This is a genomic window from Roseomonas alba, assembly GCF_019430885.1.
Taxonomy (GTDB): domain Bacteria; phylum Pseudomonadota; class Alphaproteobacteria; order Acetobacterales; family Acetobacteraceae; genus Neoroseomonas; species Neoroseomonas alba.
The window spans coordinates 14,590-29,313 of record NZ_JAHYBZ010000020.1 but is presented as its reverse complement, the minus strand read 5'-3'; the positions used below and the strand labels follow the sequence as shown (position 1 = coordinate 29,313).

The following is a 14,724-nucleotide window of genomic DNA, read 5'->3' as shown; positions in this document are numbered from 1 at the left end:
TGCCCCGATTGCCGCCGACAGATCCATGAGGCCGCCGCATGAAGTCGCTGTTCCCCAAAGACATGCTTCCGAAGCCGCTGCGAGCCGACTTCGAGGCGTTCTGGAACGCCTACCCACGCCGCAGCCCGAACCCCCGCGCGCCGGCGGAGGCTGCATTCGCCCGCGCCGTCGCCGGCGGCGCGAAGCCGGAGGACCTGGTGCGCGCCGCCGACGCTTATGCGACCGAATGCCGCAGGGACGGCGTCGCGCCGACATTCATCGTCCACGCCCGCACCTTCCTCGTGCAGCGGCGATATGAGGACTACCTGCGCGGGGCCGCGCCGGCGGCACCCGCGGCTCCCGTCGAGATCGACCATCCGCTGTGGCCCTGCATGCGCGGGGCGATCAGCGACGCTGACTTTCGGCGGTGGATCCAGCCGCTGCGGCGCGTGGCTCATCTCGGCGACCATGCGGTGCTCGCCGCGCCGTCTCGGTTCCATCGCGATTGGGTGCGCCAGCACTTCGACTTGGCGCTGAAGGCATGCCTTGGCGTGCGGATCCTGGACATCGAGATCGCGGAGGACATCCGGCCGTGAACTCCATCCCCTCCAGCGGAGCCGTGATCGCGAAGATCCACGTTGCGAAGAAGCAGCTCGCGCTGACCGATGACAGCTATCGGGACCTCCTGCGTCGGATCACGGGGCTGGAGAGCACCAAGACGATGCGCGCGGACCAGCTCGACGCGGTGCTGCGCGAATTTGCGCGGCTGGGCTGGAAGCCGAAGCCGGCGATGAAGCGCGCCGCCGACCCGCAGGTGGCGATGATCTATGCGGTCTGGACGGACATCAAGAAGCTGAAGGGCGGCGGCACCGCCGCCGAGCTGCGCGCCTTCGTGCAGCGCCAGACACGCACCGACGCCCATCCGGACGGCATCAGCAGCGCGGAATTCCTGCGTGGCGACATGACCACTCGCGTGCTGGAGGGCCTCAAAGGCTGGCGCGCGGGCCTGCGCCGGAAGGCGGCCTCCTGATGGTCGCCTACAGCTTCCAGAAGCGCTTCGTCCCGCACATCCTCGCGGGCCTGGAACCCGGCCCCTGGTTGCCCGGCATGAAGCGGCACACGCTCCGCACGCCACGCGATGGGCGGAGCCGCCATGCGCGCCCCGAGCAGATGCTGCAGCTCTACACCGCCCAGCGGACCAAGTATTGCCGCCTGCTGGGGCGTCCGGTCTGCCGTGCCGCCTTCCATGTCCAATTGCTGTGGGATTGCGGCGAGCTCTCGATCCGTCGCGCGCCTGGCGCCGCAGCCCCTCGCAGCTACGTCGCGCAGCTGGCGCCGATCGTCCGGCGGCTCCTCGATGAGCCCGCCGGAAAGCACTTCGTCGGCGACGACATGGACGAATTCGCCCGCACGGACGGGTTCGCCGATCGCGCGGACATGGCCCGCTTCTTCGAGGTGCCGGAGGACGAGGGCGAGACCCAATGGCTGCCGCGGGTGCTGATCGCCTGGGCGCCCGGCCATCCGGTCGACGTCAGCGGCGGGGGGCTTTGATGTCCAGCCGCCGCTGCCGCCGTCGCCGCCTCCAGCGCCGTCAGCGGCGGCTCGCGGCGTGCATGCTGGTCATCGTGCTGATGGCGCTGGGGCGGTGATGATCCACCTCGTCGCCTCAATCGTTGTCGCCGGCAACCCTGGCGCTGACGGTGATCCTGACGCCCGGCATCACCACGCGCGTGAAGGCCGTCTCGCGAAGCTGCGTCTCATGGAATCCTGGGCTACTGCTGCCGAACAAGGCTGCGCTTGCCGCCCGGGTCTGAGCCGGCGTGGCGCCGGGTTCGAACAGCCGATACAGCACGGCGGTGCTCGCCAGAAGATCCGCCGTGCCGGCGGCTGGGTCGGTGCGCGCGACCTCCTGAAAGATCTCGACGCTGCGCAGCGTCTCGTGATCCCCCGTCGCGCTTGCCACGGCGACCAGACCGTGACCGATGGTGAACATGCAGGTGCGGAAACTGCCAGGCCGCGTCGGCGGGGGATCGCACTCACGGGTTGCCGCGCGCACGTCCAGCTTCAGCGCCACGGCGGCGCCGTTGAAGCGCTCCGGGAACGCTGTCATCGGGATGCCGAGGCCGGCTGCCAGCCGCCCCTGCGAGGCCGTGGAGCGTGGCTGCGCAACGGCGGGCGACGCGATCGTCAGTGCGATCAGGGCGGCAGTGAGTGGGCGCATGTCGGGATCCCGGCTGTGGTGTCCGGCAGCATCGCCGATCGAGGATCAGGCTGGCAATGAAGCCGCTCCCGCCGCCGCCCTCCGAGATCGCCTGGATGAGCGACGTGATCGGTGCGGATGCCACGCTGTGCCTCGTGCGCGAATTCGGCGGCACCCGCCTGCGCATCCCGCAGGAGGTGAACCAGTCCAGCGAGCTTGCGATCTCGATCGGTCTGGACGCCGCACGCGCCGCCTCGGCCGCCTGGGGTGGTGACCGGCTGCGGATCCCGCTCGTGCGGTGGTGGCAGGCACGGTGCCTGCATGCCGATGGCAAGACGACGCGGGAGATTGCGCTCGCGCTCCGGGTGACAGAGACTTCGGTGCCGGACCTGCTGCACGGGCGGCGCCATAGCCGCGACACGCTGCACCAGCGCGGCGAGCAACCCAGGCCCACGCAACTGACCCTGTTCGACTGAGGCCCGCCACGGCGGGCCATCACCCGTGGCCGTGCGCAAGCGATGCTCGCGGCCATGCCCAGCCCCGTCACCCCTGTCGACGATGATCCCGCCCGGCGCTTCCGCATCTGCGTGGAGGAAGTCCTCGAGCGCGAGGCCGGCTATGTGGACCATCCGCGCGACCCGGGTCGGTGCACCAACATGGGCATCACAATCGCCACGCTGGCGGACTGGCGCGGCCGGCCTGTCACCTGCGCCGATGTCCGCGCCCTGACGGAATTGGAGGCGCGGCAGATCTATCGCGCGCGATACTGGAACAGCGTGCAGGGGGACAGCCTGCCGGCCGGCATCGACCTGATGGTGTTCGACGGCGCGGTCAACAGCGGGCCGGCGCAGAGCGCGAAATGGCTCCAGGCCGCCCTGCGCGTCGAGGCTGACGGCGCCATCGGCCCCATCACGCTGGCGGCCGTGCGTGAGGCCAACGACCGGGCGACCGTGATCAACCGCATCTGCAATCTGCGCATAGCGTTCCTCCGCGAACTCCGCACCTGGCGCGACTTCGGTCGAGGCTGGACCAACCGCGTGGACACGGTGCGTGCCATCGCGCTCGCCATGGCGGGTGCCTGATGACCGGCGTTCTGCCCAAGTCGACCCGCCGCTTCAGCCGCGGCATCGTCGTCGCGAACTGCGCCGCGGCGTGGCTGGTCATGGTTGTCGCCATGCTGCGCGGTGAGGGCGTCGCCGGCATCGTCGTCCCGGCCGCGATGACGCTGATCGCCTGGCTCGTCGGCGGCTACATGGGCGTCGGCGCCGTCGACTTCCGCACGGCCGCGCAGGCCGCGCAGCCGAAACCCCCGGAAGGACCGACACCATGATCAAGGCGGCCCTCGCCTGGTTCTCGGGCGTGAACGTCTTGCCTTGGGGCATCGGTGCTGCCGTGCTGATCATCGCTGGCCTCACCGCCCTCTGGCGGATCGAGGCCGGGCAGCGCGACGCGGCCGAGCTGCGCCTCACCGCCGTGCAGGAGCATCTCGCCACAGCTCAGGCGGCGATCGCCGACCGCGACGCGGTCATGGCGGCGATGGACCGCCAGGCGCAGGCCGTCCGCGCCCTGCAGGACGAGATCGAACCGACCCGGAGGGTGATCTATGCCGCGCCTCGCAGCACGGAATGCGTTGCCAGCCCTGTTGTGCGCGCTGGCCTTGACAGCATGCGCGCTGCCCGAGCCGCCCGCGCCGCCGCCGCCCGCACTGGCGCTCGCGCCGGACCTGCTGACCTGCCGGCCGCGCCCGGCGGTGCCGTCGATCGAACAGGACGCTGAGCTGATGCTGTTTCTCGTCGACCTGGACGAGGCGGGCGAGGATTGCCGCCAGCGCCTCGATCGCGTGCGGGAGGTGCTGCGCCCCGAGGCCAGCCCGTGACCGACTACATGGACCGCGTGCAGGAGATCGAGGAGCGCGAGCGCGCCGCCGCGATCGCCGAGATCCGCCGTCGCATCGCTGCAACCACGCCGTCGCCACCCCCGCCGGCGTCCAAAGTCCAGGAAGCTGACGCGTGAACCAGTACGAGTGGAGAGACATCGCCGCGCTCCTGGCCGTGTGCGGACTGGTGTCCGGAGCGCTGATCGCGTTCCTCCAATGGAAGCTCGGCAGCTTCTTCGCGAAGGCGAGCGACGTCACGCCGCTCGCCGGCCGCGTCACCGCGATCGAGGAGCGCCTGTCCAAGATGCCGAACCATGAGGATCTCCGCCAATTGCAGGAGCGCGTCGGCAATGTCGAGAAGGGCGTCGCCGTCGTGGATCAGAAGGTGTCCGGCCTCAAGGACATCATGGTGGCTGTCAGCCATCAGACGACGATGCTGGTGCAGCATCACATGAACGAAAAGGAGGGGTGATGCCGCCCTATCCGCAGATGCTGGCCGAGGATCGCCGCCTGACCATCCTCCGCACGCTGCAGCAGGATGATGACCTACGGGTCAACGAGTTCGTGCTCAAGCGGGCCCTGGAGCAGATGGGCCACGACGTGAACCGCGAGCTGGTGCGTGCCGACCTCGCCTGGCTGCGCGCCCAGCTGCTGATCACGGTGCGCGAGGAGGGCGGTGAGGTCTGGATCGCCACGGCGACCGAGGACGGCGTGAAGGTCGCCACCGGCCGAAGGCATCCCGGCGTCGCCTATCCCGTAGCGCCCTGAGCGCGGCATGGCGACGCGCCCCTCCACCATCGATCGCATGGACCCCGAGATCCGCGAAATCATCGGGCGCCTGCGCCAGCACGGGAAGACGATCGACGAGATCCGCGATCATTTGCGGACCATGGAGATCGAGGTCAGCCGCAGCGCGCTTGGCCGCCACGTTCAGTCGCTGGAGAAGGTGGGCGAGCGCATGCGGCGCTCGCGGGCCATGGCCGATGCGCTGGCCCGCCAGGTGGGCGACACGTCTGAGAGCAAGCTCACCAGCCTCAATATCGAGCTGCTGCACGGCTTCGTCTTCGACTTCCTCTCCTCGGCCGAGGACGAGGACGAGCAGGGCACAGACGCGAAGGAGATCCTCCGCGATCCGAAGGCCATGAAGCTGTTCTCCGAGACCGTGGAGCGGCTGACCAAGGCGAGCCGGCACAACGCCGACTTCATCGAACAGGTGGAGAAGCGTGCAGCGGACAAGGCGCGTCGGGAAGCTCTGACGCAGGCGGCATCGGAGGCTGCCACGAAGGCGCGCGAGGCCGGCCTATCGGCGGAGGCCGCCGCGCAGATCCGCCGCGATGTGTTGGGCCTGCGCCCGCCGGCGGCGCCGGACAAGGCATGAGCGAGACGCTCCCCGTCGAGCTGCTCGGCCCGCCGGCGCTCCCGGCGGATCACGATCCGCTGGCCGATGGCATCCTGATGGCGCATCAGCGCGCCTGGCTGGAAGACCAGAGCCCGCTGAAGATCGCCGCCAAGGGTCGCCGCACCGGCATCACCTATGCCGAGGCTCTCGACGACACGCTGATCGCTGCGACGTCGCGCTCCGGCGGCGGCGACAACGTCTATTACATCGGCGACACCAAGGACAAAGGCCTCGAATTCATCCGCTATGTCGGCCACTTCGCCCGCGTGGTGTCGAAGGAGCTGGCGCAGGTCGAGGAATTTCTCTTCGAAGACCAGCGAGACGACGGCCAGACGAAGCACATCGCCGCCTATCGCGTGCGGTTCGCCAGCGGGTTCCAGGTGGTCGCGCTGTCCTCGCGGCCCGCCAACATCCGCGGCCTGCAGGGCGTGGTCGTGATCGACGAGGCAGCGTTCCACAAGGATGTGGGGCTGGTGCTCGACGCGGTGAACGCCCTGCTGATCTGGGGCGGGCGGATCCGCATCATCTCTTCGCACAATGGCGAGGACAACGCGTTCAACCTCCTGATCAACGACACGCGGGCCGGGCTTTACGACTACTCCATCCACCACATCCCCTTCTTCCTGGCGGTGCAGAACGGCCTGTATGAGCGCGTCTGCCTCATGCGCGGGTGGACGCCCACGGCCGATGGCAAGGAGGAATGGCTCAACAAGATCCTACGCTCCTATGGCCCGCGCACCGAAGCTCGGGACGAGGAGCTGGGCGCCATCCCGCGCAAGAGTTCGGGCAGCTACCTGCCCCGCGCGCTGGTCCAGAAGGCGCAGCAGGAAGGCATCCCCATCATCCGCTGGTCGAAGGGGGAGAGCTGGTATCTGGACGACAAGCGCCTGGCCGAGGCGAAGGCCTGGTTCAAGGAACACATCGAGCCGCTGCTGGATCGCCTCGACCCGAAGCGGCGCACCGCCCTCGGCCAGGACTTCGCCCGCGACGGCGACCTGTCGGTGATCGACGTCGCGCAGGCGATCGACCACACGCGCTGGGCCACGGCCTTCCAGCTTGAGATGCGCCGCATCCCCTTCGACGTTCAGCAATACGTCCTGTTCGAGATCCTCGATCGGTTGCCGCGCATGCAGCGGGCAGCCCTCGATGCGCGCGGCAATGGCCAGTCGCATGCGGAGGCCGCGCAGCAGCGCTTCGGCGTGGAGCGTGTGCTCTGCATCAAGGCCACGCAGCAGTGGTATGCGGCGGCCTTCCCCGAATACAGGGCGGCCCTCGAAGACCGCTCGTGGATCCTGCCGGCCGGGGAGGACGTGATCGCAGATCACCGTCTCGCCGTGCTCGTCCGGGGCTTCCCGACCGTGTCCGACGATCACGTCAAGGGCAGCGACGGCGAGCAGCGCCACGGCGACAGCATGATCGCGTCTCTGCTTGCGCACCATGCGAGCCAGGCGGAAGCCGAGGAATACGCCTATCGGCCGGCACTGCCCGCCGCCACGGGCAGCGCCCGCGACCGCTTCATGCGCGACGACGACGACTTCGACACCGGCCACGGTAGTTTCGCGCGCGACCTGCGCGGCGGCTTCTGAAAGGCACCCCATGGCATCCGCCCCCCAGGCGCCGCGCCCACGCCAGATCATCGACCAGTGGGGCAACCCCATCCCGCCGTCGCGCATCGCGCAGCTGCGCCAGCACCAGGCCATGCCGCGGGTCGGCACGCCGCGCAGTCCCTACTCAACCTATCAGCCCACGCGCGGCCTGACGCCGGCGTCGCTCGGCGCCCTGCTGTCTCAATCCGCCCAGGGCCAGTCGCAGCAGCTCATGGAACTCCTCGAGGAGATCGAGGAGAAGGATCTGCATTACGCCTCGGTCCTCTCCACCCGGAAGCGCCAGGTCGCGCAACTGCCCATCACCGTCACCGCGGCCAGCGAGGACGCGCGCCACAAGGAACACGCTGATTTCCTGCGCCGCTGGCTCGATACGGACACGCTCGCGGTCAGCCTGGTCGACATGCTCGACGGCGTGTCGAAGGGGTTCTCGGTCCTCGAAATCTCCTGGCTGACCGAGCCGCGCAAGGTCTGGCCGCTGCGCCTGGTCTACCGGCCGCAGCGCTTCTTCGATGTCGACTGGCGCGACGGTGACACGGTGATGATGCGGGACAATGCGGACCTGGTGCCGCTTGGCCTGCACAAATTCGTCGTGCATCGCCACCCCAGCAAATCGGGCAACCTGCTGCGCAGCGGCATCGGCCGCGTCGCCGTGTGGGCGTGGATGTTCAAGTCCTTCACCATGCAGGACTGGGCGATCTTCGTGCACAACTACGGCGCACCGATCCGCCTCGGCCGCTATGGGCCGGAGAGCACGGAGGAGGATCGCGCCGTGCTGTGGCGGGCCGTGGCGAACGTCGCCGGCGACATGGCCGCCATCGTCCCGAAATCCATGGAGGTGGAATTCGTCCAGGTCCAGAACGCCGCGGACAGCGCGAAGCTGTACGAGGCGCGCTGCCGCTACCTGGATGAACAGATCAGCAAGGTCGTGTTGGGCCAGACGGCCACGACAGACGCTAATCCGGGCAGCCACGCCGCCGGCCAGACGCACCGCCTGGTGCAGGAGGATATCGAGCGCAGCGACGCCGGCATGCTTTCGACCACGGTCAACCGTCAGCTCGCCCCGCAGATCATCGCGTTCAATTTCGGGCCGCAGGATGCCTATCCCCGGGTCCACATCGGCCGGCCGGATGAAGTGCCGCTGAAGGATGTGATCGACGGCGTGCAGAAGCTCGGGCCGCTGGGCCTGCGCGTCCGGGGATCGGAGATGCGCGACCGCCTCGGCCTCAAGCCGGTGGAAGAGGCGGAGGGCAAGGAACCGGACGAAGACGTGATCGGTGGGCGCGCGCCGGCGCCAACGCCCACCGTGGGCGCGGCAGGCGGCCCGGGGGGTGCCGACCTGCCGCGTCCGACCCAGATCATGAAGCGCCTGGTGCAGTTGCAGTCGCAGGGCCTGACCGACGATGCCATGGACGCCCTGGTCGATCGCCTGTCGGCCGACGCGGCCGGCGCGCTGCATGGCCTGACGGCCGAGGTGCTGCAGCAGATGGAGACCGCGACGGATCTCCCGGACCTCGCGCAGCGCCTGGTCGGGCTCCGCCTCGATCCCGCCGAGCTGGCGACCGCGATCGGTCGCAGCCTGGCACTCGCCAACCTGGTCGGCCAGGCGCTGGTCGCCGACGAGACCGCCGGTGCCTGACATCGTCGGCGGCGTCGGCCTGCCGTTCCGCGAGGCCATCGCGTTTTTCGCCGGCAAGGCGAATGTCCCGACGCAGCGCTGGACCGATGTGTGGCGCGCGGGGCATTCGCACGGTTTCATGGTGGCGGGGGCGGCGACCGATGCCCTGCTCGACGATTTCCGCCGCGAGGTCGCGCGCGGCATCGCCGGCGAGACCAGCCTGCACGATTTCCGCCGCAGCTTCCGCAACATCGTCGATCGCCACGGCTGGGAGCACAACGGCGAGCCCGGCTGGCGCGCCCGTATCATCTTCGAGACCAACATCGCGATGGCGCAGTCGGCGGGGGAATACGCCCGGCTGACGGACCCCGACACGCTCGCGGTCTTCCCCTACTGGCAGTATGTCCATTCGGGCAGCCGCCATCCCCGCCAGCAGCACCTGGCCTGGAACGGCATGATCCTCCGGGCGGATGACCCGTTCTGGAAGACGCACTTCCCCCCGAACGGCTGGAACTGCCGCTGCACCGTGCGCCCCGTCTCGGGCCGCGACCTGCAGCGCATGGGCCGCAGCGGCCCGGACAACGCCCCGCCGATCGTGACCAGGCCATGGACCAACCCCAGCACGGGCGAGGTCGAGCACGTCCCGGTCGGGATCGACCCGGGGTTTGACTACAATCCAGGGGAGGCCTGGCTGCATCCGCAGCCGCGGCTGACTGCGCAGCGGCGGTGGGCCGAGGCGGTGCCGGCGCCACCACCCGTGCCACGGCTTGCCTTTCCCGAGCCAGGCGCGGCGCAACCGCTCGCCCGAGCCCCAGACCCAGCCGGGGAATTTCCGACCTGGCTGCGCACTGCATCGGCCGTGTCGAAGGGCCAGCGAGCCCCATCACCATTCCTCGTCGGCGAGATCAGGCCCGAGATCCGTCAGGGCTGGCGGGCGGCGACCAATGCGGCGCCGCCCGAAGGCAGCACCATCGTCGTCACGCCCAACAAGCTGTCGCGCATCGTCGGCAAGGACGCGCGCATCGGTTCCGCCCAGCAGCTCGGCCTCTCGCCGGAGGACATCGCCCATCTTCCGCAGCACCTCGCGCAGCCGCTCGCGGTCCTGCGCCAACGGGACAACGGCAATCTGGTCTATGTGTTCCGGCCGCTGAATGCGGCGGATGCCCGCGTCGGGAAGGTTATCGTCGCCATCGATCGCGACGTCCGGATGCCCGATGCAGCGGGGCGGCACCAGCGCTTCCGGGCACCCCAGATCATCAGTGCAGGGCTGACGGCGCCCGGGCATCTCAGGGATGCCGGCGCCTACACGCTGCTGTTCGGGAAAGTGTAGGCGGGGGTGCGCCAGGTCCCTTCTTCCGTGCCCGCTACCAGGGCGGGATCGAAAGCCCCGAAGCGTCACCGGGGTCTCGCCTACGCGATGACTATAGGCATTCCCACCGCAGGTTTCCAGTGAACGGCGTCACCCTCTCCGCCACCCTCGACAGTCGCGACGCGCAGCGTGCCCTGGCCGCCCTGGAACGTGCCGGCCGCGAGCCCGGCATGCTGCTGCGCCCGATCGGCGTGGTGCTGATCCGCGGCACGCGGGACCGCATGCAGCGGGAGGTGGATCCCGAGGGCAATGCCTGGGAGCCGCTGCAGCCATGGTATGCCGCCGAGAAGCGCAACAGCCGCATGCTGAAGGAGAGCGGGCGGCTGGAGGGCAGCATCGTCACCGAGTTCGATGCGGACACGCTCGCGATCGGCAGCCGGCTTCCCTATTCCGCCGTGCACCAGTTCGGCGCGACGATCCGCCCGGTGCACGGCCCCCTGCTGATCTTCCGCACGGCCAATGGCGAGCCCTGGGGCGCGGCGGAGGAGGTGTATGTGCCGGCGCGTCCCTACCTCGGGATCTCCGAGGCCGATGCGCAGGCCGTGGAGGACGTCGTCGAGCAGGTGATGTGGCGCGTCGCCCGCCTGTGATCCCCCCCATGTGTCCAGAACGCGATTAAGAGGTGAATCAGAGCCCTAAGAGCCGGCTCTGAGACTTTGGTCGCGCCATCGGGCGCGGGAGCGCGGAGGGCCCTGTAGCCCCTTCCCAGCGGCTTGCGCGCGGCGCCCACTCCATCCAGTCTCTGCAGCGTCGCGCGATGGGCCACTGGCCCGCCGCGGCGGGCCTGCACCGGGTCATGGCGCGAGGCCACTCTGCGGGCCTCCATGCCCCGCACCGTCATCACTCTCCACGCCGCCCTGCCGGCCTTCGACGCCGAGCCACCCGCCTGGGTGCAGCTCGTGCCGCCGGGCACGTTCCGCGGGGTCGATGGGCGCGGACCCTACACGGCCAATCCGGCCCGCATCGTCGCCGACAGCGCGCAGCACCTGCCCGCCGTCGTGGATGAGATGCACGCGACGGACCTCGGCGCGAAGTCGGGCCAGGCCGCGCGCGCCTGCGGCTGGATCGTCGAGCTGCAGGATCGCGGCGCGGGCGCCGAGGGCGGCGTCTGGGGCCGTGTCGAATGGACCGAGGACGGTGACCGCCTGCTGCGCGGCAAATCCTATCGCGGCATCAGCCCGGCGATCGCGGTGGCCGAGAAGACGGGCGTCGTGCTCGGCGTCCTGCGGGCCAGCCTGACGAACAGGCCGAACCTGCCCATCAAGCCTCTCCTCCAATCGGAACAGGGAACCGCAATGGATCTCACGGAATTCCTCCGCCAGCTGCTCGGGCTGGGGGCGGACGCCGACGACACGGCCATCCGGACGTCGTTGCAGGCGATGATCGGCGACCGCACGCTGCAGAGCCAGATGCGCACCGCCCTGAAGCTCAAGGCCGATGCGCCGGCGGCGGAGGTGCTCATCGCGCTGAATGCGCGCGTGACCGAGGCCGGCCAGGTGGTCGAGCTGCAGACGCAGGTGACGGAGCTGCGGACGACGCAGAAGCGCACGGCCGCGGAGGCTGTGGTGGACGCCGCGATCCGCGCCGGCAAGGCGGCCATCAACGCGGCGCGCGAGCACTACATCACCCTGCACATGCAGGACCCGGAGGCCGCCAAGGCGATGATGGACGCGATCCCGTCCGTCCATTCCGGCGGCCTGCCGGACAAGAAGACGGGCCTGCCGGCGACGGCGGATCTCAGCGAGGACGACAAGGCCGTCGTCGCGCTGATGAATATCGACCCCGAGGCCTTCAAGAAACAGCGCGCGAAGGGCACCGGGCCGGTCGAGATCATCACCGGGGCGGAGGGCTGAGCCATGGCGAACCTGACCGCCAACCGCAATCTGCCGGAGCGCCTGGGCAATCGCTTCGGCTATCCCGTCGCCGCCGGCGCGCGGATCTTCCGCGGCGCCCTCATGGCCCTGACCGCCGCCGGTCTCGTCGTGCGGCCCGGCGACGCGGGGGCTGCCGTGGTCGTCGGTCTGTCACCGACCGAGGCTGACAACCGCGACGGGGCCGATGGCGCGATCGTGCTGGAGCCCAAGCACGGCACCTTCCCGATGACGGTGCCGGGCGCGGTGCACACCAACATCGGTGACCCCGTCTACTGCACTGACGACAACACGCTGACCCTCACTGCCAGCACCAACCTCAAGGTCGGGAAGCTGGCGGGGATCGAGGCCGGCCAGACCTTCGTGGAGGTGTAAGGCGCAATGCCCGAGATCACTCTGCCCTTTCTGACCAGCCTCCATCAGGGCGTTCAGACCAGCTTCAACCAGTATCTCGGCGCCGCGCCGGGCTACTATCGGCAGCTCTGCATGCAGGTGGACAGCAAGCACCGCGAGGAGGTCTATCCGAAGCTGGATGATCTGCCCGGTATCCGCGAATGGATCGGCGATCGCATCGTGAACATGCTCTCGGCCGGGAGCTACTCGATCCGCAACAAGAAGTTCGAGGAGACGCTCGGCATCGAGCGCGACGACGTCGAGGATGACGCCTTCGGCCTCTTCAACATCGCGATCCAGCAGATCGGCGTGAATGCGGGCGAGTTCCCCGACAAGCTGGTCGGCGGTGTCATCGCCGCGGGTGGCACCAGCCTCGGTCACGACGGCCAGTACTTCTTCGACACGGACCATCCGAGCTGGGACAGCACCGGCGCCGCCGTGTCGGCCAGCAACGCCATCGCGGGCTCCGGCGCGGCCTGGTATGTGCTGGATCTCTCCAAGCCGCTCAAGCCCTTCATCTTCCAGAACCGGGTGCCCTTCGACCTGGTCGCGCGGCAGTCTCTGCAGGACCCCACGGTGTTCGAGCGCGACCGCTTCATGTGGGGCACGCGCGGCAGATGCAATGCGGGCTACGGGCTATGGCACCTGGCCGTGCGGTCGAAGGCCGATCTGACGCCTGCGAACTTCGAGGCCGCGGTGACGCTGATGGGATCGCGACACCGCCCGGACGGCGCGCCCATCGCCATCAACCGGACGCATCTGATGGTGCCGCGGTCGTTGGAAGGCGCGGGCCGCCGCATCGTCAACAGCGAGCTGATCGCGGTCAGTGGCGGCGGCATGGAGAGCAACCCTTGGAAGGGCTCCGTGCAGCTCCTCGTCAACGACTGGCTGTGAGCTGAGGCGCACCATGGCGAAGACCCCCACCACCACCCAGGCCGAGGCGGAGAAGACCGCCCCGGCCGCGGCGACGAAGATCGTCGTCGTGCATTCGCGCGGCGTCGATGGCTTCCGCCGCGGCGGCCGCGCCTTCCAAGCCGGCCGGAGCGAGCACCGGCGCGACAGCTTCGACGATGAGCAGTTCGCCGCCATCGAAGCCGAGCCCCTGCTGTCCGTCGAGACCGTTGACGTCCCGGCCCCGGCCCCGGCCTCGGAGCAGAAGCCCGAGGGCGGCCAGTAACCCGCCATGGCCTACGCCACCCTGGACGATCTGAAGCTGCGCTACGGAGCCACGGAAATCGTGCGCAACGCGGCGGAGGACGGCCAGGTGGACGGGCCGCCGGATATGCCGCGCGTCGAGGGCATTCTCGACGCCGCCAGCGCCACGATCGACAGCTACCTGGCGCGCCGATACGCGACGCCGCTGTCGCCGGTGCCGACCGTCATCGTGGACGCCTGCTGCAAGATCGCCCGCTATGACCTGGCCAATGGCGGCCAGTCGACCCCGTCCGAGCAGATGCGCGACGGCAAACGCGACGCCATCAAATGGCTGGAGGGCGTGGCGGCCGGCACGACGGCCCTGCTCGACGCCAACCCCATCGCGACATCGTCCAGCTTCGCGAAGACCGCCGATCGGCCTGCGCTGTTCGAACCGCGCGACCGCGCGGGCCTTTACTGATGCAGGGCTTCGATCCGGCCGTCGACGGCGTCATTGCCGTCACCGCGCGCGCCATGAAGGAGCGCCTGGCGCGCTTCTTCCCGGCCTCGAAATTCGTGATCGAGCTGATGCCGGCCGCCATTACGAAGGCCGTCTGGCTGAAGCTGACCCAGAAGACCCCCTTCATCGGCATCGCCTTCCAGGACGTGGTGGTGTCGGAGACGGCGGCGGTCAATCCTGCCGTCACCATGCGCTTCCAGGTGCACCTGGTTGTCACCGCCACGGCGCCGGAAACGCGCCTGCTCGGTGATCGCCAGTCGCCCGGCATCGTCAACATGCTGGCGGTCGCGGTGCTCGGCCTGCATGCCTGGTCGATCGAGGATGTCGGTGCGGTGTTCTGCGGCACGTCGCAGACGCTCGCGGCCGATTTCCTCCAGGACAACCAGGCCGTCATCGGCATCCCGGTCCATGTCTCGACGACGCTGATCCCGGATGAGGCGATCGCCGCCCTGGAGGACTTCGCGGACATCGACCTGGTCTGGACCTTCACCGGCCCGGCACCGGCGCCGGAGCCGTCCGCCCGCCCCGGCGGTGACGACACCATCGTTCTCGAGGAGGCCTGAATGGCTCGCATCACCGTGGTGGCCACGGAACACCCCGTGCCGCTGCCGGACGGCCGCACCGTGCTGTCCGCGGCCGAACGGCCCGAGGGGACGCCGGTCGAGCAGGACATCTTCATCCTGCGCCGCATGGCCGCCGGCGAGCTGGTCGAGCTGCCGGCCGAACCACCGAAGCCCGCACGCGCGGTGAAGGAGGGCTGA

Annotated in this window: 23 protein-coding genes; 22 read left to right on the top strand and 1 reads right to left on the bottom strand. The window is 69.4% G+C overall.

The annotated features are described in order from the left end of the window. The first annotated feature begins 38 nt into the window (after positions 1-38). From KPL78_RS29710 to KPL78_RS29700, 3 genes are read left to right on the top strand one after another with little or no spacing between them, the layout of a single operon-like run. The gene (locus KPL78_RS29710; RefSeq protein ID WP_219766922.1) at positions 39-575 is read left to right on the top strand and encodes a DnaA N-terminal domain-containing protein; all 537 of its coding nucleotides are present in this window, start codon (positions 39-41) and stop codon (positions 573-575) included. After that, positions 572-1,009: a phage protein GemA/Gp16 family protein gene (locus KPL78_RS29705; protein WP_219766921.1), complete on the top strand. Its 438-nt coding sequence runs from the start codon at positions 572-574 to the stop codon at positions 1,007-1,009. The genes KPL78_RS29710 and KPL78_RS29705 overlap by 4 nt, the downstream gene beginning before the upstream one ends. Then, positions 1,009-1,530, top strand: coding sequence for a hypothetical protein (locus tag KPL78_RS29700; RefSeq protein ID WP_219766920.1), 522 nt, complete (start codon positions 1,009-1,011; stop codon positions 1,528-1,530). Before KPL78_RS29705 ends, KPL78_RS29700 begins: the two co-directional genes overlap by 1 nt. Positions 1,531-1,645: 115 nt before the next feature. On the opposite strand, the gene KPL78_RS29695 is transcribed toward KPL78_RS29700, so the two are convergent. Continuing rightward, complete coding sequence (locus tag KPL78_RS29695; RefSeq protein WP_219766919.1) at positions 1,646-2,200, bottom strand: hypothetical protein; 555 nt, start codon at positions 2,198-2,200, stop codon at positions 1,646-1,648. Positions 2,201-2,295: 95 nt separating this feature from the next. Here KPL78_RS29695 and KPL78_RS29690 point away from each other — a divergent pair, with 95 nt between their 5' ends. The 19 genes from KPL78_RS29690 to KPL78_RS29600 all read left to right on the top strand — a co-directional run bounded on the left by KPL78_RS29690 (position 2,296) and on the right by KPL78_RS29600 (position 14,724). After that, on the top strand, positions 2,296-2,655 hold the full coding sequence (locus KPL78_RS29690; RefSeq protein ID WP_219766918.1) for a hypothetical protein: 360 nt from the start codon (positions 2,296-2,298) through the stop codon (positions 2,653-2,655). Positions 2,656-2,709: 54 nt separating this feature from the next. After that, positions 2,710-3,261: a glycoside hydrolase family 108 protein gene (locus KPL78_RS29685; protein WP_219766917.1), complete on the top strand. Its 552-nt coding sequence runs from the start codon at positions 2,710-2,712 to the stop codon at positions 3,259-3,261. Next, positions 3,261-3,509 carry a hypothetical protein gene (locus tag KPL78_RS29680; RefSeq protein ID WP_219766916.1) on the top strand — a complete coding sequence of 83 codons (249 nt, stop codon included), beginning with the start codon at positions 3,261-3,263 and terminating at the stop codon, positions 3,507-3,509. Before KPL78_RS29685 ends, KPL78_RS29680 begins: the two co-directional genes overlap by 1 nt. After that, complete coding sequence (locus KPL78_RS29675; protein WP_219766915.1) at positions 3,506-3,955, top strand: hypothetical protein; 450 nt, start codon at positions 3,506-3,508, stop codon at positions 3,953-3,955. Before KPL78_RS29680 ends, KPL78_RS29675 begins: the two co-directional genes overlap by 4 nt. Positions 3,956-4,051: 96 nt before the next feature. Beyond that, on the top strand, positions 4,052-4,192 hold the full coding sequence (locus KPL78_RS29670) for a hypothetical protein (RefSeq protein ID WP_219766914.1): 141 nt from the start codon (positions 4,052-4,054) through the stop codon (positions 4,190-4,192). Further along, entirely contained in the window at positions 4,189-4,527 is a 339-nt protein-coding gene (locus KPL78_RS29665; protein ID WP_219766913.1) for a DUF2730 family protein, read from the top strand. The genes KPL78_RS29670 and KPL78_RS29665 overlap by 4 nt, the downstream gene beginning before the upstream one ends. Beyond that, positions 4,527-4,823 (top strand): VpaChn25_0724 family phage protein, encoded by a 297-nt coding sequence (locus KPL78_RS29660; RefSeq protein WP_219766912.1) that lies wholly within the window; start codon positions 4,527-4,529, stop codon positions 4,821-4,823. The genes KPL78_RS29665 and KPL78_RS29660 overlap by 1 nt, the downstream gene beginning before the upstream one ends. 7 nt (positions 4,824-4,830) lie before the next feature. Continuing rightward, positions 4,831-5,433 (top strand): phage protein Gp27 family protein, encoded by a 603-nt coding sequence (locus KPL78_RS29655; RefSeq protein WP_219766911.1) that lies wholly within the window; start codon positions 4,831-4,833, stop codon positions 5,431-5,433. Further along, complete coding sequence (locus KPL78_RS29650; protein WP_219766910.1) at positions 5,430-7,040, top strand: hypothetical protein; 1,611 nt, start codon at positions 5,430-5,432, stop codon at positions 7,038-7,040. Before KPL78_RS29655 ends, KPL78_RS29650 begins: the two co-directional genes overlap by 4 nt. Before the next feature lie 10 nt (positions 7,041-7,050). Then, positions 7,051-8,697 carry a DUF935 domain-containing protein gene (locus KPL78_RS29645; RefSeq protein ID WP_219766909.1) on the top strand — a complete coding sequence of 549 codons (1,647 nt, stop codon included), beginning with the start codon at positions 7,051-7,053 and terminating at the stop codon, positions 8,695-8,697. Then, the gene (locus tag KPL78_RS30975; RefSeq protein ID WP_219766908.1) at positions 8,690-10,006 is read left to right on the top strand and encodes a phage minor head protein; all 1,317 of its coding nucleotides are present in this window, start codon (positions 8,690-8,692) and stop codon (positions 10,004-10,006) included. Before KPL78_RS29645 ends, KPL78_RS30975 begins: the two co-directional genes overlap by 8 nt. Positions 10,007-10,125: 119 nt before the next feature. After that, positions 10,126-10,635: a phage virion morphogenesis protein gene (locus tag KPL78_RS30970; RefSeq protein WP_219766907.1), complete on the top strand. Its 510-nt coding sequence runs from the start codon at positions 10,126-10,128 to the stop codon at positions 10,633-10,635. Between the two features lie 234 nt (positions 10,636-10,869). Further along, complete coding sequence (locus KPL78_RS29630; RefSeq protein ID WP_219766906.1) at positions 10,870-11,898, top strand: phage protease; 1,029 nt, start codon at positions 10,870-10,872, stop codon at positions 11,896-11,898. 3 nt (positions 11,899-11,901) lie between these two features. Further along, positions 11,902-12,291, top strand: coding sequence for a hypothetical protein (locus KPL78_RS29625; RefSeq protein ID WP_219766905.1), 390 nt, complete (start codon positions 11,902-11,904; stop codon positions 12,289-12,291). A 6-nt stretch (positions 12,292-12,297) separates the two neighbouring features. Next, positions 12,298-13,203, top strand: a complete 906-nt coding sequence (locus KPL78_RS29620) for a Mu-like prophage major head subunit gpT family protein (protein WP_219766904.1) — start codon at positions 12,298-12,300, stop codon at positions 13,201-13,203. 13 nt (positions 13,204-13,216) lie between these two features. Continuing rightward, positions 13,217-13,486, top strand: coding sequence for an HI1506-related protein (locus tag KPL78_RS29615; protein ID WP_219766903.1), 270 nt, complete (start codon positions 13,217-13,219; stop codon positions 13,484-13,486). A 6-nt stretch (positions 13,487-13,492) separates the two neighbouring features. Beyond that, positions 13,493-13,924: a gp436 family protein gene (locus KPL78_RS29610; protein ID WP_219766902.1), complete on the top strand. Its 432-nt coding sequence runs from the start codon at positions 13,493-13,495 to the stop codon at positions 13,922-13,924. Further along, entirely contained in the window at positions 13,924-14,526 is a 603-nt protein-coding gene (locus KPL78_RS29605; RefSeq protein WP_219766901.1) for a hypothetical protein, read from the top strand. The genes KPL78_RS29610 and KPL78_RS29605 overlap by 1 nt, the downstream gene beginning before the upstream one ends. Next, positions 14,527-14,724, top strand: coding sequence for a hypothetical protein (locus KPL78_RS29600; protein ID WP_219766900.1), 198 nt, complete (start codon positions 14,527-14,529; stop codon positions 14,722-14,724).

Coding starts and splice junctions, on each gene's coding strand:
- KPL78_RS29710 (WP_219766922.1), top strand. CDS start 39: ATGAAGTCGCTGTTCCCCAAAGACATGCTTCCGAAGCCGCTGCGAGCC.
- KPL78_RS29700 (WP_219766920.1), top strand. CDS start 1,009: ATGGTCGCCTACAGCTTCCAGAAGCGCTTCGTCCCGCACATCCTCGCG.
- KPL78_RS29695 (WP_219766919.1), bottom strand. CDS start 2,200: ATGCGCCCACTCACTGCCGCCCTGATCGCACTGACGATCGCGTCGCCC.
- KPL78_RS29690 (WP_219766918.1), top strand. CDS start 2,296: ATGAGCGACGTGATCGGTGCGGATGCCACGCTGTGCCTCGTGCGCGAA.
- KPL78_RS29685 (WP_219766917.1), top strand. CDS start 2,710: ATGCCCAGCCCCGTCACCCCTGTCGACGATGATCCCGCCCGGCGCTTC.
- KPL78_RS29680 (WP_219766916.1), top strand. CDS start 3,261: ATGACCGGCGTTCTGCCCAAGTCGACCCGCCGCTTCAGCCGCGGCATC.
- KPL78_RS29675 (WP_219766915.1), top strand. CDS start 3,506: ATGATCAAGGCGGCCCTCGCCTGGTTCTCGGGCGTGAACGTCTTGCCT.
- KPL78_RS29660 (WP_219766912.1), top strand. CDS start 4,527: ATGCCGCCCTATCCGCAGATGCTGGCCGAGGATCGCCGCCTGACCATC.
- KPL78_RS29655 (WP_219766911.1), top strand. CDS start 4,831: ATGGCGACGCGCCCCTCCACCATCGATCGCATGGACCCCGAGATCCGC.
- KPL78_RS29650 (WP_219766910.1), top strand. CDS start 5,430: ATGAGCGAGACGCTCCCCGTCGAGCTGCTCGGCCCGCCGGCGCTCCCG.
- KPL78_RS29645 (WP_219766909.1), top strand. CDS start 7,051: ATGGCATCCGCCCCCCAGGCGCCGCGCCCACGCCAGATCATCGACCAG.
- KPL78_RS29630 (WP_219766906.1), top strand. CDS start 10,870: ATGCCCCGCACCGTCATCACTCTCCACGCCGCCCTGCCGGCCTTCGAC.
- KPL78_RS29625 (WP_219766905.1), top strand. CDS start 11,902: ATGGCGAACCTGACCGCCAACCGCAATCTGCCGGAGCGCCTGGGCAAT.
- KPL78_RS29620 (WP_219766904.1), top strand. CDS start 12,298: ATGCCCGAGATCACTCTGCCCTTTCTGACCAGCCTCCATCAGGGCGTT.
- KPL78_RS29615 (WP_219766903.1), top strand. CDS start 13,217: ATGGCGAAGACCCCCACCACCACCCAGGCCGAGGCGGAGAAGACCGCC.
- KPL78_RS29610 (WP_219766902.1), top strand. CDS start 13,493: ATGGCCTACGCCACCCTGGACGATCTGAAGCTGCGCTACGGAGCCACG.
- KPL78_RS29605 (WP_219766901.1), top strand. CDS start 13,924: ATGCAGGGCTTCGATCCGGCCGTCGACGGCGTCATTGCCGTCACCGCG.
- KPL78_RS29600 (WP_219766900.1), top strand. CDS start 14,527: ATGGCTCGCATCACCGTGGTGGCCACGGAACACCCCGTGCCGCTGCCG.